Raw genomic sequence first — 21,696 nt, forward strand, 5'->3', positions numbered from 1 at the left:
AACTCATGCCACGCGCTTGGCCACCGCGCGCGGCGCGGTCTTGGCGACAGCTTGGCGGCGCGCAGCCGTACGCGGCGTCACGGTTTTGGCCGGGCTCCCGGCCTGGCCCAATAGATAGTGCACCAGCAGGCCCACCGGCCGGCCAGTGGCGCCCTTGGCCGCGCCACTGCGCCACGCCGTACCGGCGATGTCCAGATGGCCCCAACGCGTCGTGCCGACAAAACGCTGCAGGAACTTGGCGGCCGTGACGGCACCCCCCGCACGCCCGGCGACGTTGGCGACATCGGCAAAGTTGCTCTTCAAGCCTTCGCCATATTCATCGTCGAGTGGCAAGCGCCAACCGGGGTCGAGTGCGGTGTCACCCGCTTCCAGCAGTGCCTGGGCGAGGCCGTCGTCGTTGGCAAATACGCCGCTGCGCACTCCACCCAGAGCCACCACACAGGCGCCCGTCAGGGTGGCAATGTCGATCACCGCAGCAGGCTTGAAGCGTGCGGCATAGTGCAGCGCATCACAGAGCACCAGACGGCCTTCGGCATCGGTATTGAGGTTCTCCACGGTTTGGCCGCTCATGCTGGTGACCACATCGCCCGGTTTCACGGCGCCGCCATCGGGCATGTTCTCGCAGGCGGGAATCAAACCCACCACATTGATGTTGGGCTGGATTTCGCCCAGCGCGCGGAACACACCCAGCACACTCGCGGCACCACACATGTCGAATTTCATCTCGTCCATCTCGGCCGAGGGTTTGATGGAGATGCCGCCGGTGTCGAAGGTGATGCCTTTGCCGACCAGCACATGGGGCGCGGCTGTTTTGGCGGCGCCTTCATAACGCAGCACGATGAAGCGCAGCGGCTCTTTAGAACCTTGTGCCACCGACATAAAGGTGTGCATGCCCAGCTTTTCGACCTCACGCGGGCCAAGCACCTCACATTTGATCTTGGCCAGCTTGGTCAAGCCTTTCGCCGCTTGTGCCAACAGCGTAGGCGTGGCGTGGTTGGCTGGACGGTTGCCCCACTCCTTGGTGAACTCTATGCCCGTGGCCAAGGCCTGGCCCAAAGCCAGCTCGGCGCGCCAAGGCGCGGCTTCTGGCAAGCCAAGCAGCACCCGCGTCAGGCTCCTGCCTTCTGCCTTGGGTTTGGTGGTGGTATAGACATAGGTGGTATCGGCCACGGCCAAAACCGCCGCGCGTATGGCGCCGGCTTGTGGTGTGCTGGCAAAAGCCAACACAAGTTTTTTGATTTTGCTGCCCTTCAGCACTGCGCAGGCGGCGCTGACGGCTTGGCGCACCTGTTTGGCGCTACCATCGCCCATCCCGGCCAACACCACTTTCGGGGCGGCCACACCATCGACACGGTAGGTCTGCAGCAGCTTGCCGGCCTTGCCTTCGAAATCCCCGGCTTTACCGGACTGCTCGATGAGCAGTGACAATGAACTCTTACCGGACTTGGCCAAGGCCTCAGGCACCAAAACCACCAATGCTTCACTCTTTTCTGCGGCGGCGCCGGCCAGATCCAACGATTTCAACTCAAAGTTCATAATTCACCCTTTCGTTGAAGACGATGTTATTCCATTCCTCCATTCGCAAAGAGCTGGCACGCAGTTTTGGCGCCACCTTGGTGGCCCTGGTCACCGTGGTCATGACCATGATGCTGATCCGCACCCTGGGCCAGGCCTCCAAAGGCAGCGTCAACCCGTCAGAGGTGCTGATGGTGATGGGCTACACCGTGCTGGGTTATCTGGCGCCCATCCTCACGCTGAGCCTGTTCATTGCGGTTGTCTCCACACTTTCGCGCATGTACCGCGAGAGTGAGATGGTGATCTGGTTTGCCGGCGGCCAGGGGCTTTTTGGCTTTCTGCGGCCGTTGCTGCGTTTTGCCTGGCCCATGCTGCTGGCCGTGGCCGGCTTGGCCTTGCTGGTGTGGCCATGGACCAACCAGCAAATTGCCGAAATGAAAAACCGCTATGAAAAGCGCGGCGACCTGGAGCGTGTGGCACCTGGCCAGTTTCAGGAATCGTCCAACGGCACCCGGGTGTTTTTTATCGACAAGGATTCACCCGACGCGCGCACCGGCAACAACGTGTTCATCTCGTCTGTCGACCATGGCAAGGAAGCCGTGACCTCGGCGCGCAGCGCCCGTATCGAGGTCGAAGAGGACGGACGCTTCCTCATGCTGCAAAACGGCCAGCGCGTGGAGTCCAGCATAGGCAAACTCGATCTCAAGGTCAGCGAATTCGACGAATACGGCACGCGTATCGGAGAAAAGGTGGTGGACGCCATGGCAGCCGTGCCCGCGCGCGCGCGCACCACGCTTGATCTGCTGATCTCGCGCACACGTAGCGACCTAGCCGAACTGGCGTGGCGCATCGGGCTGGCGCTGGCATCCTTTAATTTTGTGCTGATCGCATTGGCGGTGTCGTCGGGCAACCCCCGCTCGGCTCGCGGCGGCAACCAGATCCTGGCCTTGTTTACCTTTGTGGTCTATTACAACATGCTGAATTTGGGGCAAAACTGGATTGGCAACGGCTCCATAGGCTTTGCCCCATTTCTGCTCGCCTTGCACGGCGGCGTTTTTGTGCTGAGCATGGTGTGGCTCACGGTGCGCCACAACCGCTGGACCTTGCAATCGCTCACCCGCCCCAAGACGCAAGCCCCTACGCCATGAAAACCATCCGTCGCCTGCTCTACAAAGAAGTCCTTTCCGCCGTGGTGTTTGTGGCACTGGGCTTTCTTGCGCTGTTCTTCTTTTTTGACTTTATCGACGAACTGCGCGACCTCGGAAAACCCGGCTCCGCCAATTACGACATGCTGCGCCTGCTGCTGGTGGTGGCGCTCATGATCCCCAGCCACTTGTATGAACTGCTGCCCATCGCCGTGTTGATAGGCACCATTTTCGTGATGGCCCGGTTGGCACAAAGCTCGGAGTACACCATTCTGCGCACCAGCGGCCTCGGGCCCTGGCGCGCGCTGCAAACACTGCTGATCATGGCATTCGGTTTTGTGGTGTTGACCTTTGCGGTGGGCGACTATCTCGCTCCCGCCACCGACCGCGCCTCACAGTTGGTCAAGGCGCCCTTTGTCGGCGCGATTTCGATTGGCCAGACGGGCGCCTGGCTCAAAGAGAAGCAAGGCAATAACTCCTCGGCTGTCAACGTCGGCGCCCTGAAGGCCGGACGCTCCATGGAGAACATCCGTATTTTCGAGTTTGACGAACGTGGCCGCTTGAGCGCCAGCGTACAAGCCGCATCGGGCAGCTTCACCCCAGACAACAAAGCGTGGGAATTGACCAAGGTGCGGCGCACCGTGTTCGACACCAGCAATAACGAACAGGCTTCGGTGCAACGCACGCAATTGGACAGCTTGCGCTGGCCTACCGAAATCTCGGCGGAAATGGTGTCCACCGCCTTGCTCAAGCCCGATCGCATGCGCACCATTGACCTTTACCAATACATCACCCACCTGGAAGCCAATGGCCAGTCCGCGCAACGCTACGAAATCGAGTTCTGGCGCAAAGTGTTCTACCCCATCAGTTGCATCGTGATGGTGGTGCTGGCCCTGCCCTTTGCCTACCTGCATTTCCGCTCGGGCGGCATCGCCACCTATGTCTTTGGCGGTGTCATGGCCGGCATCAGTTTCTTCTTGCTGAACAACGTCTTTGGCTACATCGGCAACCTGCAGAATTGGCAACCCTGGCTCACCGCCGCAGCGCCGGGACTGATTTATTCGGTGTTATCGCTGGGGGCGTTTGGCTGGCTGGTATTAAAACGTTAGCAGCGATCACAGGCCATGCCCCGTAAAGGCATTCTTCTGTTCGCCCACGGCTCGCGTGACCCGCTGTGGCATCAACCTATGCAGGCCGTGGCTGCGCGTGTTGCCGCCCTGGAGCCGAATGCCGCCGTGTGTTGCGCCTACCTGGAACTCACCGAGCCGGATTTTGCAACTGCGGCCGCACAATTGCTGGCGCAAGGGGTGAGCAACATCACTGTCGTGCCCTTGTTTCTGGGAGTAGGACGGCATGCGCGAGAGGATTTGCCGCAACTGCTGCAGGCGGCTCAAACGCGCCACCCAAGTGTGGTGTGGAAGCTTCAACCGGCGGTGGGAGAGCATCCAGAGCTGATCGATTTGATTGCCAAAATCGCGCTTGGCTGACTTTCAATAGAGCACTGATGCATAATGAATTTCAACGTTAGCTGAAATTCGATATGAATCTACACCAATTTCGCTTTGTGCAGGAAGCGGCACGCCGCGGCCTGAACCTGACCGAAGCGGCAAAGGCCTTGCACACCTCGCAACCGGGCGTGTCCAAAGCCATCATCGAACTCGAAGAAGAGCTGGGCGTCGAGATCTTCGCGCGCCATGGCAAGCGCCTCAAACGCATCACCGAACCCGGCCAGCACGTGCTGCAAAGCATAGAAGCCATCATGCGCGAAGTGGGCAACCTGAAGCGCATTGGTGAACAGTTCAGCGCCCAGGACAGCGGCACCTTGTCGATTGCCACCACCCACACCCAGGCGCGCTACGTGCTGCCCGTGCCCGTGGCGCGGCTGCGTGAAAGCTTCCCAAAGGTCAACGTCAGCCTGCACCAGGGTGCACCCGACCAGGTGGCGCGCATGCTGCTGGATGAAGTGGCCGAAATCGGCATCGCCACCGAATCGCTGTCCAACTACCCCGAACTGGTGACGCTGCCCTGTTATGAATGGCAACACGTGGTGGTGTTGCCGCCCACCCACCCGCTGGCCGCCAAAGAGCGCCTCACGCTGGAAGATATTGCCAAAGAGCCGCTGATCACCTACCACCCCTCATTCACCGGGCGCACCAAGATCGACCAGGCCTTTGCCTCGCGCAAGCTTGAGCCACGCATTGCGCTCGAAGCCATCGACTCGGACGTGATCAAGACCTACGTGCGCCTGGGCCTGGGAATAGGCATCGTGGCCGAAATGGCGGTGCGCGACGACGTCAACTCCGACCTCATCACCCGCCCCGTGGGTTCGCTGTTCGGCATCAACGTGGCACGTGTTGCGTTCAAACGTGGCGCCTATTTGCGCAACTTTGTCTACCAGTTTGCCGAGCTGCTGAGCGACCGCTTGAACCGTAATCTGGTCGCCAAGGCCATGAACGGCCACGTCAACGATTATGAGCTTTGAACACCCCCAGGTTGCGCACTGCGTGTAGCTGCCCACCCCCTTGCAGGGGGCACCACCGACGGCCCGGCGAAGCCGGTTCCGTGGTGATTCTGATCTGGAACCGTGTTCGCCTTAACTAACCGTTAAAACCGTACGATCACTTTTTGTTTTTTGATTCAACCGCCCAACTGATTGTTTTGCGACCATGAGCACCGAGACAACTGCCAACACCACACCCCGCACCCCCGTCCTGCAAACCAAGCTGCCCGCCGTGGGCACCACCATCTTCACGGTGATGTCGGCGCTGGCGGCCGAAAAAGGCGCGGTGAATCTGGGTCAGGGTTTCCCTGACTTCAATTGCGACCCGGCACTGGTCAACGCTGTGACCTCGGCCATGCAGGAAGGCCTGAACCAGTATCCGCCCATGACCGGCGTGGCGCCGCTGCGTGAAGCCGTGGCAGCCAAGATTGAGGCGCTGCACGGCTACAAATACAACCCGGCCAGCGAGATCACCATCACGGCCGGCGCCACCCAGGCCATCATCACCGCCATCCTGGCCGTGGTGCGCGCCGGTGATGAAGTCATCGTGCTCGAGCCCTGCTACGACAGCTACGTGCCCAACATCGAATTGGCCGGTGGCACCGTGGTGCGTGTGCCGCTCACGCCGGGCACTTTCCGCCCCGACTTCGACAAGATCGCGGCGGCCATGACGCCCAAGACCCGCGCCATCCTGATCAACTCGCCGCACAACCCCAGTGCCACCATCTGGTCGCGCGAAGACATGCTGCAGTTGCAGGACTTGCTGGCGCCCACCGACGTGCTGCTGATCAGCGACGAGGTCTACGAACACATGGTGTTCGACCAGCGCCAACACGAAAGCGCGGCGCGTTACCCCGGCTTGGCGGCGCGTGCCTTCATCGTCTCCAGCTTCGGCAAGACCTACCATGTCACCGGCTGGAAAGTGGGCACCGTGGCCGCACCGGCCAGCCTCACGGCCGAGTTCCGCAAGGTGCACCAGTTCAACGTGTTCACCGTCAACACGCCGGTGCAGCACGGCCTGGCGCGCTACATGGCCAACCCGCAGCCCTACCTGGACCTGCCCGCGTTCTACCAGCGCAAGCGCGACCTGTTCCGCGCAGGCCTGGCGAAAACCCGCTTCAAGCTCCTGCCCAGCGAAGGCAGCTACTTCCAGTGTGTGGATATTTCGGCCATCAGCGACCTGAGCGAGGCCGACTTCTGCCTCTGGCTCACGGCTGAGATTGGTGTGGCGGCGATTCCACTCTCGGCGTTCTACGGCAACCAGTTCGACCAGCGCGTGGTGCGCTTCTGCTACGCCAAGAAAGACGAAACCCTGCAACTGGCACTCGATCGCCTGGCCAAGCTGTAAAGCTACAGCCTTGTCAGTACGGTATTGGGCTCGCGTGTTATGGTGAACACCGAGCCCGCCTTCTAAAAACCGTCAGTTCCCCCGGGCTCGCACCTCTCATGGAGGAGACATGTCGACCCGTTCTCCATCAGGGCTGGCGCAGCCCGGCTCTTTTGATACGTCTGCCGCACAGTCCGTTCAGGCCGCGCAGGCCGCCGGGGCGTTGATCGCCCTTGCCCACCAGCGCTCGCTGGCCCACGGCCTGCAGGCGCACGACGCCGCCGACCTGCACGCCCTGCCCGACCACGCCCTGGGCGAATTACGTGCGCGCAATCTCGCCTTGTGCAGCCACGCCCTGCCGGTGATGGAAACGCTCTACCAGCAGATCATCAGTACCGACAGCATGGTGATCCTGACCGACAGCACCGGCACCATCTTGCATGCGCTGGGCGACGACGACTTTCTGGCCAAGGCCAACCGCGTGGCACTGCGCCCGGGTGTGATCTGGTCCGAGCAAAGCAAGGGCACCAACGCCATTGGCACGGCCCTGGTCGAGGGCACGCCCACACAAGTCCACGCCGGTGAACACTTCTTGCGCGCCAACCATTTCATCACCTGCTCGTGTGCACCCATCCTCGACCCGGCGGGCCACATCATGGGCGCGCTGGACGTCAGCGGCGACCAGCACAGCCAGAACAAACACACCATGGCCCTGGTGCGCATGTCTGCGCAAATGGTGGAAAACCATGTGTTCCACAAAAGCTTTGAGCAGCAGGTGCTGGTGTACTTTCATGCGCGACCCGAGTTCATCGGCACCCTCATGCAAGGCATGGCGGCGTTCACGCCCGACGGGCGTTTTCTCTCGGCCAACCGCAGCGGGCAATTCCAGCTCGGCATGCCCTTGCGCGCCCTGCAGGCGCATACCTGCTCTTCGCTGATGGGCATGGAGATGGCCACGGTGTTGGCGCACTGCCGCAGTGCCACGCCCGAGCTGTTGGGCATGACACTGCCCAGCGGCGTCAAGGTGATGGCGCGCGCCGAGTACCACCCGTTCACGCAGCAGCGTCGTTTTGCGTTTGATGTTGGCCGGTTTGATGATGTTGCGCTGGCGCCAGCGCCTTCAAAGCCCACCCCTCAATCCTCCCCTAAGCCAGCCCTTTCCAGCCTGCGTTACCTCAACACCGGCGACCCGCAACTCGCCCAGGCCTTGCAACGCGTCAGCAAGCTGCTGGGCCGCGACATCGCCACGCTGATCACGGGTGAAACCGGCACCGGCAAAGAGCTGCTGGCCCAGGCCATCCACAACGACTCACCACGCCGCAGCGGCCCGTTTGTGGCGCTGAACTGCGCCGCCATTCCTGAAACCCTGATCGAGTCGGAACTGTTTGGCTACGACGATGGCGCCTTCACCGGCGCGCGCCGCAAAGGCAGCGTGGGCAAGATTGTGCAGGCGCATGGCGGCACCTTGTTTCTCGACGAGATTGGCGATATGCCTCTGCAGATGCAGGCACGCTTGCTGCGGGTGCTGCAGGAGCGCAGCGTCACCCCGCTGGGCGGCAGCCGTGTGGTGCGAGTGGACGTGGCCGTGGTCTGCGCCACACACCGCAACCTGCGTGAGCTGATCGCCGCAGGCCGTTTCCGCGAAGACCTGTACTACCGGCTCAATGGCCTGGTGGTGAAGCTGCCGCCGCTGCGCGAGCGCACAGACCTGGCCGCCGTGGTGGCGCGCATGCTGCAAAACCAAGCTGAAGCCACATCGCCACAAGGTGTTGGCGCCGAGGTGATGGCCTTGTTCCACAGCCACGCCTGGCCTGGTAACCTGCGCCAGTTGGCCAATGTGCTGCGCAGCGCCGCCGTGCTGGCCGAGGGCGAAGCCGAGATTCGGCACGAGCATCTACCGGACGACTTTCTCGATGAATGCGCAACGCAGCCCAAGTCACAGCAGCCGGCCTATGCTCCCGCAGCCGCCACCCCACGCCTGCAGCAGGTGACCGCAGACGCCATTGCCCAGGCGCTGGCCCGGCACCAAGGCAATGTGTCGGCCGCTGCGCGCACGCTGGGTGTGTCACGCAACACGGTCTACCGCTACACCAAAGCTTAGAAAGCGCTTAGAAGAAACCGAGCTTGTCGGGTGAATAACTCACCAACAGGTTCTTCGTCTGCTGGTAGTGGTCCAGCATCATGCGGTGGTTCTCGCGGCCAATGCCCGACTGCTTGTAGCCACCAAACGCAGCGTGCGCCGGATAGGCATGGTAACAATTGGTCCACACCCGGCCCGCCTGGATGCCACGGCCCATACGAAAGGCGGTGTTCATGTCGCGCGACCAGACACCGGCGCCCAGACCATACAAACTGTCATTGGCAATTTCCAAAGCCTCGGCTTCGTCCTTGAAGGTGGTGACCGACAACACCGGGCCAAAGATTTCTTCCTGGAAGATACGCATCTTGTTGTGCCCTTTGAACACCGTTGGCTCAACGTAGAAGCCGCCCAGCGCGTCGCCGGTCTGCATACGCCGCTCGCCGCCGGTGAGCAGGGTGGCACCCTCTTGTTTGCCGATCTCGATGTACGACATGATTTTTTCAAGCTGTTCCTGCGAGGCTTGCGCACCCACCATGGTGGTGGCGTCCAGAGGGTGGCCTTGCTTGATGGACTTCACACGCACCAGCGCACGTTCCATGAACTTCTCGTAGATCGACTCCTGCACCAAGGCACGGCTGGGGCAGGTGCAGACCTCGCCCTGGTTGAGCGCAAACATAGAGAAGCCTTCAAGCGCCTTGTCGAAAAAGGCATCGTCCTTGTCCATCACATCGGCAAAGAAGATGTTCGGGCTTTTGCCGCCCAGCTCCAGGGTCACAGGAATCAGGTTTTGGCTGGCGTACTGCATGATCAAACGGCCGGTGCTGGTCTCGCCGGTGAACGCAATCTTGGCGATGCGTGGGCTCGATGCCAGCGGTTTGCCGGCCTCCAGACCAAAGCCGTTGACCACGTTGAGCACACCCGGTGGCAGCAGGTCGCCGACCAACTCCAGCAACACCAGGATGGATGCCGGGGTTTGCTCGGCCGGCTTCAGCACCACGCAGTTGCCCGCCGCCAGTGCCGGGGCGAGTTTCCACACCGCCATCAGGATGGGAAAGTTCCACGGAATGATCTGCCCCACCACACCCAGCGGCTCGTGGAAATGGTAGGCCACGGTGCTGCTGTCGATCTCGCTGATGCCGCCTTCCTGCGCGCGTATGCAGCCCGCAAAGTAGCGGAAGTGGTCAATCGCCAGCGGCAGGTCGGCGGCCAGGGTTTCGCGCAGCGGCTTGCCGTTGTCTATGGTCTCGGCCACGGCCAAGGTCTTGAGGTTGGCCTCCATGCGGTCGGCAATCTTCAGCAAGATGTTGGCGCGCACGGTGGTCGAGGTTTTGCCCCAGGCGTCCTTGGCCTTGTGCGCCGCATCGAGTGCGGCCTCGATGTCTTTGGCGTTGGAGCGCGGAATGCTGGTGAACGCCTTGCCGGTGATGGGTGTGGCATTGTCAAAGTACTGTCCGTCGATGGGCGGCAACCACTCGCCGCCGATGTAGTTGCCGTATTGCTTCTTGTAGGGGTTTTCTAGGCCGAAGTGCTTGATCTCTGCCATGTCCATGGTGTTGTCTCCTGCTGGCGGGTTTGAAGGGCTTGTGACATCTGCGAGCCGCAAGCTAAGCGGCTCACCCCAGGCATTGCGCAAAGCGCGTACCAAGCAATACCAAACGCCTGGACATCGGCGCCAAGCCAATGCCGGCGCGGCATTCGGCACTGTTTAATGGCGAGAGCCCATCAGTGTCAGCAACTGCGCAGTTGCGCCAACACGGCACAACTGCGCAGAAACTGAACACTGCTGAACACTCTTCAGAAACCAAAACGCCGCCAGCACAGCAGTGCTTGGCGGCGTCTGTACACAAGCCCGTTGACGCTATTGTTTCAATAGCTTCCTACGCATGCTCGGAAAGCGCAAAAGGCCTTTTCTCCTTAAACCCCAACCTAGCTCTTGCCGGCCAGGCCCAGCCGCTCTATCGTCGCCTTCTCGGCCACAAAGGTCTCGCGCGCGTACTGCGTGTAGGCGGCGGTGTCCTTGTAGATCACGGTCTGGTCGTACTTCTCGAACGTGGCCAGCACCGCTGGATCCTCCAGCGTTTTGCGGAACGCATCGTGGATGGTTTTCACCACGGCGGTATCCATGCCCTTGGGCCCACACACGCCAAACGGCGAATCTGACACCGTCTTGTAGCCCAGCTCGTCCAGCGTGGGCACGCTAGGCCAACGCTTGGTGCGCTGCGAGCCGTAGGTGGCCAAGAGGCGCAGCTTGCCGGCGTCGACGTGCGGGCCCCAGCCGGTGGCGTCGGTGGCGGCCATCACATGGCCGCCCAGCACGGCCTGCATGTTGTCGGCATTGCCTTTGAAGGGCACATGGCGCAGCTGTATGCCGGCCGTCTGCGCAAACTCTTCCACCGCCAGGTGTGGGCTGGTGCCGGTGCCGGTGGAGCCATAGGTCACCTGGTCGGGATTCTTCTTGGCAAAGTCCACCAGGTCCTTGATGGTCTTGAACGGTGAATCGGCCGGCACCACCAGGCCAAAGGTGTAGCCCGTGAGGCACACGATCCAGGTGAAATCCTTCAATGGGTCGTAGGCCGTTTTCTGCATGTGCGGAAAACGGAACGCACCAAACGGCACTTGCGACAAGGTATAACCGTCGGCCTTGGCGTTGACCAGCTCATTGGCGCCCAGCATGCCGCCCGCGCCGGGCTTGTTGTCGACAATGATATTGGTGTCGCCCAGGTTGCGGCTGGCGCTCACGGCCAGCGCGCGTATCACCGCGTCGGTGGAGCCGCCCGCAGGCCAGGGACAGATCAGGCGTATGGGCCGCGCTGGATAAGCCTGGGCGCGCACCAGGGCGGGCACAGCCAGGCCCGCCAAGGTGGCGGACGCTGTGGTTAAAGCAGTGGTTAAGAAATGGCGGCGTTGTGGGGGCTGTTGGGGCATGCTGTTGTCTCCTCTGATGGGGCGTCGGCCAGCTTACGCAGCCCGCCGCCACCAACACCCTAGGAAAACCCTGCGCCGCTGTCGCCGCCAGCTCAGTTCTTCTGCAGCAACGGCAATCGGCTAGGCCGCCTGTGCCGCCCCGCGCCGCACAAAGCGCCCAGCGCGCTGCCCGGTCGCGCGCTGCTCTGCGGTGTAGCTCAACACGCCGTTGACCCACACCTTCTCTATGCCCGCACTGAACTGCTTTGGCGACTCGAAGGTGGCCTTGTCTTGCACGACTTCGGGGTCGAACACCACCACGTCGGCCATGAAACCGGCGCGCAGCACACCACGCTCGCCCATGCGAAAACGCCGGGCCGACATGCCGGTCATCTTGTGCACCGCCTGTTCCAGGCGCAGCAAACCCTTTTCGCGCCAATAGCTGGCCAACACACGCGGGAACGCGCCCCACAGGCGTGGGTGCGGGCGCTCGTCGTGCGGCAGGCCGTCGGAGCCTATCATCGACAAGGGATGCGACACCACGCGGTCCACGTCGTCTTCGCGCATCTGGAAGTAACAGGCACCGCCGGGCTTGAGGCGCAGCGCCGCTTCCTGCTGCGTCACGCCCCATTCCTTGGCGATGTCGGCGAGGTAACGGCCGCCCATTTCGGGGTGCGGCTGGCTGCCGGTGATCAGGATGTCGATGATGCCGTCAACCAGGTCTTCACGCAGCACGGTCGAGCCCGCGGTATAGGGGTAGACGTCCATCGCGATCTCCTGGCCCTTGGCCATCTCTTCGATCAGCGGCAGCGTCTCCTTGGTGCGGCCCCAGTTGGCCGGGCCAGCGCATTTATGGTGCGACAACACCAGCGGCAGGCCCGACTGTTTGGCCGTGGCCGCAGCCTCTTGCAGCGCGGGCAAGATGCCCGCCAGTTCGTCGCGGATATGAGTGGCGTAGACGCCGCCGTTGCGCGCGGCCACCGTTGCCACGGACACCAGCTCGGGCATGTCGGCGGCATAAGCCTCGGCGTAGAAGATGCCGGACGACAAACCGAGTGCGCCCGCGTCCATCGCCTCCTGCATGTCCGCGGCCATCGCATCGCGTTCGGCCTGGGTGGCTGCATGGCGCAAGTCACTGATGTGGCGCATGCGCAGCGCGGTGTGGCCCATGAGGGCGGCCACATTGACAGCGGGTGTGGCGGCATCGACCGACTGTGCGTACTCGGCCATGCTGGCATGGCGGAACTGCAGACGGCCCAGCAGCGACAGCGGTGCGGCCGGCACCTCGGTCACCACCGGCGCCAGCGAGATGCCGCAGTTGCCCACGATCACCGTGGTCACGCCTTGCGACAGCTTGGGCAGCATGCCCGGGTCGTCCAGCACCGCGGCGTCGTCGTGGGTATGCACGTCGATAAAGCCTGGGGCGACCACGCGGCCGGTGCAGTCTATGCTTTCCACCGGGCCGTAAGCATCCAGGGTGGCGGCGTCGATTTCACCGGTCTTGGCCAGCGCCACAATGCGCTCGCCAGCCAACAAGATGTCGCCCTGCCAACGCGGGCTATCGGTGCCGTCAACGATCCAGCCATTCTTCAGAAGGGTTGCTTTGCTCATGGTTTAGCTTTCATTTCTAGGATTCGGTGTTGCCGGAGAACTCGGCACTGTCGAACCCATGCTTGTGCAGCAGTTGTTTGAATTGCTGCAGGCCGCGTGTGGCCACGGGCCCGAGCTTTTGCGCCAGGCGCACCATCAAAATTTCAATCACCACCAGATGCGCCAGATAAGCCTCTGTGCCCACACGCATCACCGCGTCCTGGGGCACCGAGACCGCCAGCACCAGATCGGCCACTTCGGCCAGCGGGGTATCGGGTTGCGTCAAGGCCACCACCGTGGCGCCCTGCGAGCGCGCAAAACGTGCGGCCTCCACCGTGTAGGGCATGCGCCCCACATGCGAGATGACAAAGGCCACACCGTCCGGCCCCAGGGTATTGGCCGACACCAGTTGCTGGTGTGCATCAAAAATGGCATTGGCCGTGCAGCCCAAACGGAACAAGCGGCTTTGCAGCTCGCTGGCCATGAAGGTCGATGCTGCACCAACCGAATAACAATCGATGCGCCGCGCCGCGGCCAGCTTGTCGGCCACTTTGTCTAGCACCGCGTGGTCTATGCGCCGCCCCAGATCGGTCAGCGACGACACCGCCGCATGCACGATCTTGTTCGACACGTCGCTCGCGCTGTCTTCGGCCAACACGCTGCGGTGCAGGTAAGAGCCCGAGACCGCCAGATCCTGCGCCAGGGCCAGCATGAACTCGCGCACCGAGTCGTAGCCGAAGCTGCGGCAGGTGCGCACGATGGTGGGCATGGACACACCGGCTTGCTGCGCGAGTTGCTCCACCGTGGCCACCACGGCCGCGCGCGGGTCGTCCAGCACGATGCGCACCACATTGCGCTGCGCTTCGGGCAAGGCGGGTTGGCGTTCGCGCAACTGCTGCAACAGGCTGGAGGTCGTTGGTAATGCGGACATGTTGGTGCCGGGTTGGTTGTGCTGAGGCGTGCCGAAATCGTGCTGTCTTGGTTTCTAGAAGTGTGTGCTGATCGCGCCCGAAACCGACCAGTCGTCTTCGATCAGCGGCAGCCAGCGCCACTTGTCGAACGTGGTGCAGGGATGCGAAATACCCAGGGCCACACGGTCACCTACCGCTGGCACGGTGCCGGCAGGGTCGAAGCGCAGGTAGGCGTGTTGGTCGTTCAGCGCGCTGATGGTCCAGCCCGCAGGCGCGTCAACGGCTTCGCGTGTGCCACGGCGGGCCAGGCGCACCGGCATGGGCATTTCCAGGTCGTAAGACACATCGCGGCGGCCGCAGGTCAGCAGCGCCAGGCCAGGCTCGGGCACAGACTGCACCATGGCCCACACTTCTAGCGCGGGGCGCAGCGAGCTGTCCAGCCCTTCGCGCTGCTCCAGCACCTTCAGAAAACGCGCGTAGTTGCCATGGTCGTGGGTGATGTAGCAACCCGAGCGCAACACACCACGCACCGGGCGCGACAAGCCCCGGGTGCGCAGCAGCGGCACCACCAGGTCAAATACGGCCGAGCCACCGGCGGTGAGCAGAATTTCAGGGTCGGCAAACAGGCCACGGGTGTCGCACTCGCGCGCCACGTCGGTCACGCGGCGAACCAGCGCAGTCACTTCACGCGCATCGTGTTCACTTTCGCATCGCGCCACGCCACCTTCGTAACATTCAATGCCACCCAACTGCGCAGCGGGCGACACCGAGATGGCCTTGGCCAGGGCCAAGGCTTCGTCCAGCGTGCGGCAGCCGGTGCGCTGGCCGGGCACACCCATCTCCAGCAGCACATCGAAACGCCCGGTCGCCTTGCGACGTACGGCCCAGTCTTCAATCAAGGCCAGTTGCGCCAACGAGTCGACCAGGAACCACACACGCAAACCGGGCGTTTGCTGCAGCAGATGCTGCAGGCTGTCCAGGTCGGCATCACACACCACCTGGTTGGCGATGATGGCGCGGCGTGCACCGGCCTGCACCCCCACGGCCAGTTGGAAGATGGTGGCAAACGTCAGGCCCCAGGCGCCGGCCGCCAACTGCTGCGCAAACAGCTCGGGCGACATGGTGGTTTTGCCGTGCGGTGCCAGGTCAATGCCTTTGCGCTGCACAAAGTCCTGCATCCAGGCCAGGTTATGCGCCAGCGCTGAGCTGCGCAGCGCCACCACCGGGTAGGCCAGGTCATCGGCCAGCAGGTTCCAGCCTTTGGCGGCGATGGTGTCAGAGGTGCAGGCCGCAGCGGCAAGTGGGAAGCTCTTGCTGTGGGCGTCTAAGGTGAAGGCTGTTGTCATTTTTGGCTCACTTCTCGTTCACAAATTCAGGTTTTCCAGCAGGCGTTCCAATGGCCAGTCGCCACTTCGCGCAAAGCCATGTCGGCACTGGCACAGCGCTCTTCGGCCATGGGGCAACGTGTGCGAAACACACAACCCGAGGGCGGATTCGCCGGGCTTGGCAGGTCGCCTTGCAGCAGCGGAATGTCGCGCCTTTGGGCCGGGTCCGGGATGGGCGCGGCGGCCAACAGCGCCCGCGTGTACGGGTGCTGCGGGCTGGCGTAGAGCGACTCGGTTGGGGCGATTTCCATCACCCGGCCCAGGTACAACACCACCACGCGGTCACACAGGTATTCGACCACATCCAGGTCGTGCGAAATGAACAGCAGCGTCAAGCCCAGTTGTTCTTTCAGCTCCATCAACAGATTCACCACCTGCGCCTGAATCGACACGTCGAGCGCCGACAAAGGCTCGTCGGCGACGATGAACTTGGGCTCCACCGCCAGGGCACGTGCAATGCCTATGCGCTGGCGTTGGCCGCCCGAAAACTCATGCGGAAAACGCTCGGCGTGTTCGGGCCGCAAACCCACTTGCTGCAACAGCTCGTGGATGCGCGGCAGGCGCGCCTTGCCCTTGGCCAGGCCGTGTGTGTCCAGCGCCTCGGCCAGCACTTCGCGGATACGCATGCGCGGGTTCAAGCTGGCGTAGGGGTCCTGGAAGATGATCTGGATCTTCGAGCGCAGCGGCCGGTACTGGCCTTGCGACAAACCCGCCAGGTCCACGCCACCGGCCGTGTTTTCACCAAAATAACGCATCTCGCCACTGGTAGGGTCGACCAGGCGTGTGAGCAAGCGGCCAATGGTGCTTTTGCCCGAGCCGGACTCGCCCACCAGGCCCAGGGTTTCGCCCTTGCGGATGGTGAAGCTCACATCGTCGACGGCGCGCACCGGGTGGGTGCCGCTGCCAAAGTATTTGCGCAGATGCTGGATCTGCAACAGCGGTTCGGCCTCCACTGCTGTGGGGGCCACGATTTGGTCCAAAACGGCGTTCATACAGTGGCTTCCTCTCGGTGGATGCAGCGCACCATGCGCTGAGCGCCTACGGCTTCCAGCGCGGGCATGCGGGCTTCGCAGGTATTGGTTTTGCGATCGCAGCGCGGCGCATAGGCGCAGCCCGGTGGCGGCGCCAAGGGGCTGGACACCTGGCCGGGAATGGCCACCAGACGTGGGCGTTTGCCAGGGTGCGCTGCTTGCCCGGCCTCCTTGGCCGCTTCCATCTGGCGCTTGCGTGCCACGCCAGGCAGGCAAGCCAGCAGGCCACGTGTGTAAGGATGCTCGGGCCGTGCAAACAGGTCGTGCACACGCGCCGACTCCACAATGCGCCCAGCGTACATCACCGCCACGGCATCGGCGTATTGCGCCACCACACCCAGGTTGTGTGTGACGAACAACATGCTCATGCCAGTCTCTTTTTGCAGGCGGCCCATCAGCGCCAGAATCTGCGCCTGAATGGTCACGTCGAGTGCAGTGGTCGGCTCGTCGGCAATCAGCAGCGTGGGATTGCAGGCCATGGCCAGCGCAATCATCACGCGTTGGCGCATGCCGCCGGAAAGCTGGTGCGGATACTCGTTGACGCGCTGTGCCGCGGCCGGGATCTCCACCAACTGCAGCATGCGTTGCGCATGTGCATGCGCGGTGCGGCCGTCCATGCCCAGGTGCAGACGCGCCGATTCGGCGATCTGCTCACCCACGGTCAGTACCGGGTTCAGGCTGGTCATGGGCTCCTGGAAGATCATCGCCAGCTCGTTGCCACGCAGCTTGCGTTTGGCGGGCTCGGCCATGGCCAGCAGGTCTACCCTTTGGCCATCGCGCTGCACAAACCAGGCTTGGCCGTCGACCTGGGCCTGCGAGGTTTTGGCATGCAGACCCATCAGCGTGAGGCTGGTGACCGACTTGCCGGAGCCCGACTCGCCCACCAGGGCCAGCGTTTCGCCGGGGTGGATGGCGAACGACACGTCGGCCACACTTTGGATGCGCCCGGCATCGGTGGCGAACGAGGTGGAGAGGCCCGTCACTTCCAGTCGGGCCATGTTCGTGGGGGTATTGTTGTTTTCGCTCATGGCAATCTCACACGGCTTTCTTCAACTTGGGGTCGAGCAAGTCGCGCACACCGTCACCGAGCATTTGCAAGGCCAGTGCGGTGATCACGATCGCCAGGCCCGGCGTCAAGATGGTCCAGAAGGCTTTGTCGGCATATTCCAGGCTGCCCGCAATCATCGTGCCCCAGGTTGGAATATCGGGTGGCACACCCACGCCAAGGAACGACAAACCGGCTTCGGCAAGAATGGCGTAGGCGAAGATAAAGGTCACCTGCACCAGAATGGGCGACATCAAATTCGGCAGTATGTGTTTGAGCAAGATGCGTGGCGTGCGCACACCCAGCGCACGCGCCGCGTCGACAAACAACAGCTCACGCAGCACCAGCGTGGCGGCGCGCACCACCCGCGCCACGCGTGGGGTGTAGACGATGACCAGCGCCAGCATCACGTTCCACAACGACACGCCCAGAATCGACACCAGGGCAATGCCCAGCAGGATGTCGGGGAAGGACATCATGGCGTCGACGATACGCATCAGCGGCGCGTCCAGGCGACGGAAGAAGCCCGCAAAAATGCCCAGCAGCGTGCCCAGCAGCACCGCGCCACCGGCGGTGATGAAACCGATCAACAGCGAGTAACGTGCACCGTAGACGATGCGCAGCATCACGTCGCGGCCCAACTCATCGGTGCCGGCCCAATGCGTGATGGACGGCTCTTTGAGACGCTGGCTGATCTCCAGCGCGTTAGGGTCGGCGTCGGTCAGGAACGGGTAAACCACGGCCACACCCACCACCAACAGCAGCACGATGGCCGAGGCCAACACCACCTTGCGCGCGAACAGGCGGCGCAGCGTGACAAGGAAGCGACTCCAGCTAGAGGTCGGATTCATTTGGACTCCAGACGGATACGGGGATCCACAAGGGTGTAGAGGAAATCGATCGCCAGGTTGATGAACACGTAGATCGCAGCAATCACCAACAACGTGCCCTGGATCACCGGGTAGTCACGGCGCAGCACCGCACGCACCACCAGGTTGCCCACGCCGGGCAGGTTGAACACGGTCTCGGTGACCACGGTGCCACCTATCATCAGCGCCAGGGTCAGCCCCAGCACGGTGACGATGGGCACCAGCGCGTTGCGCAGCACGTGTTTGATCATGATCACGCGCTCGGGCAGGCCCTTGGCACGCGCCGTGCGCACATAGTCTTCACCCAGGATGTCGAGCATGGAAGCGCGTGTGAAACGGATGATCAGCGCCGAGTTCAGCAGGCCCAGCACCAGCGCTGGCAGCAGCAAGTGGTGCAGGCGGTCGGCAAAACCAGCCGTGGGGTCGCCATAACCCGAGGCCGGAAACCAGCCCAGCTTGACGGCGAACAACTGGATCAAGATCAGGCCGAGCCAGAAGCTGGGCACACTCGCCCCCAGCATGGCCACGCTGCTCACCGCCTGGTCGGCCGCACTGCCGCGCCAGATGGCAGCCGCCATGCCCGAGGGAATGCCTATCAGCGCCGCAATCGCCACGGCAAACAGCGCCAGGAACAGCGTAGGTTCGGCACGCTCCATCAAAGCCTGTGCCACCGGGCGCTGCAAGAACAGCGACTGGCCCAGATTGCCCTGCAGCAACTCGCCCACCCACAACGCAAACTGCGTGGGCAGTGGTTTGTCCAAGCCGTATTGGGTGCGTGCGTGGGCAATGTCTTCGGCCGTGGCCTGGTCGCCCAGCAATAGCGCCACCGGGTCGCCCGACGCAAGGCGCGTCAACGCGAACACCAGCACCGCAACCAAGGCGAGCACCACCACAGCCCCGCCCAGGCGTTTCAATAAAAAGTGCATGATTTAGTTCTCCAACGTCTGCATTTGCCCGCTGGGCAGTATGGTCCCATCAAAGGGCGAACAGGGATGCCCAAAGCATCCCCTGCCCCCTAGGGAAACTCCACGGAACTGGCTTTGCCAGGCCGTAGGAGTTGCCCCCTGCAAGGGGGTGGGCGGCTACACGAAGCGAGCAACCTGGGGGTGAGCCTTATTTCGCCAGGCTGGTATTCCAGAAGAACGGCCAGATCGCTGGCGTGTAGCCTTGCAGCTTGGCCGAACGCGCCGACAAGGCGTTGAACTTGCCGACTTCGACAAACGGCACTTCGTCGTACACCGTCTGCTGCACCTGGCCCCACAAGGCGCCGCGCTTGGCGATGTTGGTTTCCTGGTTGAAGGCTTGCAGTGTGCTCTTCTTGGCAGCGGAATCCCACCAGCCAGGCGCACCGTCACCCAGTTGTGGCGGCGACAGCATGGGCTCGGGGAACAGGCCGGAATGGGTGAAGTACACGTCCCATAGCTTAGAGTCGTTGCGGCGCTGCACCAGCGTGGCCCAATCGACCACCTGCAGATCGGTCTTGAAACCGGCCTTCTTCAACTGCTCGGACATCACCAGCGCCATGTTGTAGTGGAACTCATACTGGCGGCTGGCCATGATGCGCACCGGCTGGCCGTTGTAGCCAGCCTTGGCGGCTTGCTCCTTGGCCACAGCCGGGTTGCGCTCGTTGTAGAGCTTGCCACCGGCTTCAGAGTAATAAGGCGTGCCCTTGGGGAAGAAGTTGGGCTCGACCACGAAGAAGCGGTTGTCGCCAAAACCGGCGGCCAGCATTTCGCCCGCACCCATGGCGGTCTGCACGGCCTTGCGCATGGGCTGCTGGGCCAACACACCTTCCTTGGTGTTGAACACGATGTAGGGGAAACCAAAGTTCTTGGTCACGATGGGCACTACGCCAGGTGCACCCTTTTCAACGCGGCCAATGGCCTCCACGGGCAGCAGGTCAGCGTATTGGAACTGGCCCGACAGCGCACCTTCGACGCGCGTGTTGGCGCTGGGCACGGGCACAAAACGCAACTCATCCAGCAGCGCTTCGCGGCGGCCGGCGTAGCCGCTGGGGGCTTCCTTGCGGCTGCTGTATTCGTCGAAACGCGTCAGCACGGTGAACTGGTCGGGGCGGCGCTCCTTAAACTTGTAGGGGCCGGTGCCGATGAATTCCTTGAGTTGCGGCGCAATGCTTTCCTTGGCCATGATGGCGGCCATGCCGCTAGGCAGGGCCAACTGGGCCAATAGCGGTGCGTAAGGCGCCTTGAGCTTCAGTTCCACACTCAGCGGCCCCTTGGCAGTGATGGAGGCCAACTCTTTGCCAACAGCCTTGCCACGTGGAGACAACTCCATCCAGCGCTGCAGCGAGGCCACCACGTCCTCGGCGTTCAGGTCGCGGCCGTTGTGCAGCTTCACACCCTTGCGCAGCGGGATGGTATAGGTCAGGCCGTCCTTGCTCACCGTGGGGGCAGCCTCGGCCAGCATGGGGGCGACGTTCCAGTTGCCATCAAAGGTGTAGAGCGTCTCGTAGACGTGCTGCATGATGGTGCCCACCAGATCGGCGGTGCTGACCATAGGGTCCAGACCCTGGGGTTCACCCACCATGGCTAGATTGGCTGCGCCACCCTTGGCTGGAGCCTGGGCCCAGGCGGCGCCAGACACCATGCAGCCCACGGCGGCGGCCAATGCCACGGCGCTGATGAAGCTGCGGCGTGCAGTCTTGTGTTGCTGCGCAGTGGTGCGTGCAAGGGCGCTGACTTGAGCAGCTTCAGAAATTTGCACCAGATTGAGTTCAGAAGTTTGCATCGTGGGCCTCAAAGTAATAGGATTACAACCAAAAGCACTATTCATGCCAAAAAACATGCACCAATGGCTTTAATCCCTCGATGCATGTAATATCTTTACACACAGGAGCCCACAAAATGACAGTAGAAACCCTTGGTCAATCCCCTATAGCATCTGACCGCCAAGCCCGCCCGCTCTCGCCCGCTGTGCGTGCAGGTGATTTCGTTTTCGTCTCTGGCACCGTGCCCACCGACGACCAGGGCCAAGTGGTACCAGGTGGCATAGAAGCCCAGACGCGCCAGGTCTTCAAACTGCTGGAAAAGGCCCTGGCGCTGGCCGATTGCACGCTGGCCGACGTGGCCAAGGTCAACGTCTGGCTGGACGATGCACGCGACTTCGGCAGCTTCAACCGCGTCTACATGGAATGTTTTGGCGACCACCGCCCGGCGCGCTCCACCGTGGAATCGCGCCTGATGATCGACGCCAAGGTCGAGATTGATGTAACGGCATACAAGCCTCGCTGACCACGCCCCCAACGGCCCGGTGCCCGAAAAAAGGGCTCGCGGCCCCCGTACAAGCCTGCCCTGGCGCCAATTCGTAAAAATCTGCAACCGTATTGGCGAAAATAGTGCTCTACTCGGTTGGCACACCAACCCCCGGGGAGGGC

The 21,696-nt window shown here is 62.6% G+C and carries 18 protein-coding genes; 7 read left to right on the plus strand and 11 right to left on the minus strand.

The window, feature by feature from the left end; all coding sequences use genetic code 11:
- Window positions 1-3: 3 nt before the first annotated feature.
- A complete protein-coding gene (locus ACFQ95_RS08795; RefSeq protein WP_422830471.1) occupies window positions 4-1,536 on the minus strand; it encodes a leucyl aminopeptidase in 1,533 nt (510 codons plus the stop codon).
- Window positions 1,537-1,559: 23 nt separating this feature from the next.
- On the opposite strand from ACFQ95_RS08795, the gene lptF reads away from it, so the two are divergent.
- The 6 genes from lptF (at window position 1,560) to ACFQ95_RS08825 (ending at window position 8,588) form a co-directional block, all read left to right on the plus strand.
- Window positions 1,560-2,663 (plus strand): LPS export ABC transporter permease LptF, encoded by a 1,104-nt coding sequence (gene lptF / locus ACFQ95_RS08800; protein WP_422830472.1) that lies wholly within the window; start codon window positions 1,560-1,562, stop codon window positions 2,661-2,663.
- Window positions 2,660-3,769: an LPS export ABC transporter permease LptG gene (gene lptG, locus ACFQ95_RS08805; protein ID WP_422830473.1), complete on the plus strand. Its 1,110-nt coding sequence runs from the start codon at window positions 2,660-2,662 to the stop codon at window positions 3,767-3,769. The genes lptF and lptG overlap by 4 nt, the downstream gene beginning before the upstream one ends.
- Window positions 3,770-3,784: 15 nt before the next feature.
- Window positions 3,785-4,147, plus strand: a complete 363-nt coding sequence (locus ACFQ95_RS08810) for a sirohydrochlorin chelatase (RefSeq protein WP_422830474.1) — start codon at window positions 3,785-3,787, stop codon at window positions 4,145-4,147.
- Window positions 4,148-4,200: 53 nt separating this feature from the next.
- Window positions 4,201-5,142 (plus strand): CysB family HTH-type transcriptional regulator, encoded by a 942-nt coding sequence (locus tag ACFQ95_RS08815; RefSeq protein WP_422830475.1) that lies wholly within the window; start codon window positions 4,201-4,203, stop codon window positions 5,140-5,142.
- 184 nt (window positions 5,143-5,326) lie between these two features.
- Complete coding sequence (locus ACFQ95_RS08820; RefSeq protein WP_422830476.1) at window positions 5,327-6,508, plus strand: pyridoxal phosphate-dependent aminotransferase; 1,182 nt, start codon at window positions 5,327-5,329, stop codon at window positions 6,506-6,508.
- A 109-nt stretch (window positions 6,509-6,617) separates the two neighbouring features.
- A complete protein-coding gene (locus tag ACFQ95_RS08825) occupies window positions 6,618-8,588 on the plus strand; it encodes a sigma-54-dependent Fis family transcriptional regulator (RefSeq protein WP_422830477.1) in 1,971 nt (656 codons plus the stop codon).
- Window positions 8,589-8,595: 7 nt separating this feature from the next.
- Here the strand turns inward: ACFQ95_RS08825 and adh are convergent, their stop codons facing one another.
- From adh to ACFQ95_RS08875, 10 genes are all read right to left on the minus strand, one after another.
- Window positions 8,596-10,116: an aldehyde dehydrogenase gene (gene adh, locus ACFQ95_RS08830; protein ID WP_422830478.1), complete on the minus strand. Its 1,521-nt coding sequence runs from the start codon at window positions 10,114-10,116 to the stop codon at window positions 8,596-8,598.
- 377 nt (window positions 10,117-10,493) lie between these two features.
- Window positions 10,494-11,492 (minus strand): tripartite tricarboxylate transporter substrate binding protein, encoded by a 999-nt coding sequence (locus ACFQ95_RS08835; RefSeq protein WP_422830479.1) that lies wholly within the window; start codon window positions 11,490-11,492, stop codon window positions 10,494-10,496.
- A 120-nt stretch (window positions 11,493-11,612) separates the two neighbouring features.
- Window positions 11,613-13,082, minus strand: coding sequence for an N-acyl-D-amino-acid deacylase family protein (locus tag ACFQ95_RS08840; protein WP_422830480.1), 1,470 nt, complete (start codon window positions 13,080-13,082; stop codon window positions 11,613-11,615).
- Window positions 13,083-13,098: 16 nt separating this feature from the next.
- Window positions 13,099-13,992, minus strand: a complete 894-nt coding sequence (locus ACFQ95_RS08845) for a MurR/RpiR family transcriptional regulator (RefSeq protein WP_422830481.1) — start codon at window positions 13,990-13,992, stop codon at window positions 13,099-13,101.
- 54 nt (window positions 13,993-14,046) lie between these two features.
- A complete protein-coding gene (locus tag ACFQ95_RS08850; protein ID WP_422830482.1) occupies window positions 14,047-15,318 on the minus strand; it encodes an amino acid deaminase in 1,272 nt (423 codons plus the stop codon).
- A 26-nt stretch (window positions 15,319-15,344) separates the two neighbouring features.
- Window positions 15,345-16,349, minus strand: coding sequence for an ABC transporter ATP-binding protein (locus ACFQ95_RS08855; protein WP_422830483.1), 1,005 nt, complete (start codon window positions 16,347-16,349; stop codon window positions 15,345-15,347).
- Window positions 16,346-17,416, minus strand: a complete 1,071-nt coding sequence (locus tag ACFQ95_RS08860; protein WP_422830484.1) for an ABC transporter ATP-binding protein — start codon at window positions 17,414-17,416, stop codon at window positions 16,346-16,348. Before ACFQ95_RS08860 ends, ACFQ95_RS08855 begins: the two co-directional genes overlap by 4 nt.
- 7 nt (window positions 17,417-17,423) lie before the next feature.
- Window positions 17,424-18,284 carry an ABC transporter permease gene (locus ACFQ95_RS08865; RefSeq protein WP_422830485.1) on the minus strand — a complete coding sequence of 287 codons (861 nt, stop codon included), beginning with the start codon at window positions 18,282-18,284 and terminating at the stop codon, window positions 17,424-17,426.
- Window positions 18,281-19,228: an ABC transporter permease gene (locus ACFQ95_RS08870; RefSeq protein WP_422830486.1), complete on the minus strand. Its 948-nt coding sequence runs from the start codon at window positions 19,226-19,228 to the stop codon at window positions 18,281-18,283. Before ACFQ95_RS08870 ends, ACFQ95_RS08865 begins: the two co-directional genes overlap by 4 nt.
- Before the next feature lie 187 nt (window positions 19,229-19,415).
- Entirely contained in the window at window positions 19,416-20,909 is a 1,494-nt protein-coding gene (locus ACFQ95_RS08875) for an ABC transporter substrate-binding protein (RefSeq protein WP_422830572.1), read from the minus strand.
- A gap of 257 nt (window positions 20,910-21,166) precedes the next feature.
- On the opposite strand from ACFQ95_RS08875, the gene ACFQ95_RS08880 reads away from it, so the two are divergent.
- Window positions 21,167-21,553, plus strand: coding sequence for a RidA family protein (locus ACFQ95_RS08880; protein WP_422830487.1), 387 nt, complete (start codon window positions 21,167-21,169; stop codon window positions 21,551-21,553).
- The last annotated feature ends 143 nt before the right edge of the window (window positions 21,554-21,696 follow it).

The sequence above is a fragment of the Variovorax sp. HJSM1_2 genome, assembly GCF_049316285.1.
Taxonomy (GTDB): Bacteria; Pseudomonadota; Gammaproteobacteria; order Burkholderiales; family Burkholderiaceae_C; genus Rhodoferax_B.

Bases quoted from the DNA above. Each gene is read 5' to 3' on its own strand.
- ACFQ95_RS08865 (WP_422830485.1), bottom strand. From the start codon at position 18,284: ATGAATCCGACCTCTAGCTGGAGTCGCTTCCTTGTCACGCTGCGCCGC.
- lptG (WP_422830473.1), top strand. From the start codon at position 2,660: ATGAAAACCATCCGTCGCCTGCTCTACAAAGAAGTCCTTTCCGCCGTG.
- lptF (WP_422830472.1), top strand. From the start codon at position 1,560: ATGTTATTCCATTCCTCCATTCGCAAAGAGCTGGCACGCAGTTTTGGC.
- ACFQ95_RS08845 (WP_422830481.1), bottom strand. From the start codon at position 13,992: ATGTCCGCATTACCAACGACCTCCAGCCTGTTGCAGCAGTTGCGCGAA.
- ACFQ95_RS08795 (WP_422830471.1), bottom strand. From the start codon at position 1,536: ATGAACTTTGAGTTGAAATCGTTGGATCTGGCCGGCGCCGCCGCAGAA.
- ACFQ95_RS08820 (WP_422830476.1), top strand. From the start codon at position 5,327: ATGAGCACCGAGACAACTGCCAACACCACACCCCGCACCCCCGTCCTG.
- ACFQ95_RS08875 (WP_422830572.1), bottom strand. From the start codon at position 20,909: ATGGTGTCTGGCGCCGCCTGGGCCCAGGCTCCAGCCAAGGGTGGCGCA.
- ACFQ95_RS08815 (WP_422830475.1), top strand. From the start codon at position 4,201: ATGAATCTACACCAATTTCGCTTTGTGCAGGAAGCGGCACGCCGCGGC.
- ACFQ95_RS08880 (WP_422830487.1), top strand. From the start codon at position 21,167: ATGACAGTAGAAACCCTTGGTCAATCCCCTATAGCATCTGACCGCCAA.
- ACFQ95_RS08810 (WP_422830474.1), top strand. From the start codon at position 3,785: ATGCCCCGTAAAGGCATTCTTCTGTTCGCCCACGGCTCGCGTGACCCG.
- ACFQ95_RS08855 (WP_422830483.1), bottom strand. From the start codon at position 16,349: ATGAACGCCGTTTTGGACCAAATCGTGGCCCCCACAGCAGTGGAGGCC.
- ACFQ95_RS08840 (WP_422830480.1), bottom strand. From the start codon at position 13,082: ATGAGCAAAGCAACCCTTCTGAAGAATGGCTGGATCGTTGACGGCACC.
- ACFQ95_RS08870 (WP_422830486.1), bottom strand. From the start codon at position 19,228: ATGCACTTTTTATTGAAACGCCTGGGCGGGGCTGTGGTGGTGCTCGCC.
- ACFQ95_RS08835 (WP_422830479.1), bottom strand. From the start codon at position 11,492: ATGCCCCAACAGCCCCCACAACGCCGCCATTTCTTAACCACTGCTTTA.
- ACFQ95_RS08825 (WP_422830477.1), top strand. From the start codon at position 6,618: ATGTCGACCCGTTCTCCATCAGGGCTGGCGCAGCCCGGCTCTTTTGAT.
- adh (WP_422830478.1), bottom strand. From the start codon at position 10,116: ATGGACATGGCAGAGATCAAGCACTTCGGCCTAGAAAACCCCTACAAG.
- ACFQ95_RS08860 (WP_422830484.1), bottom strand. From the start codon at position 17,416: ATGAGCGAAAACAACAATACCCCCACGAACATGGCCCGACTGGAAGTG.
- ACFQ95_RS08850 (WP_422830482.1), bottom strand. From the start codon at position 15,318: ATGACAACAGCCTTCACCTTAGACGCCCACAGCAAGAGCTTCCCACTT.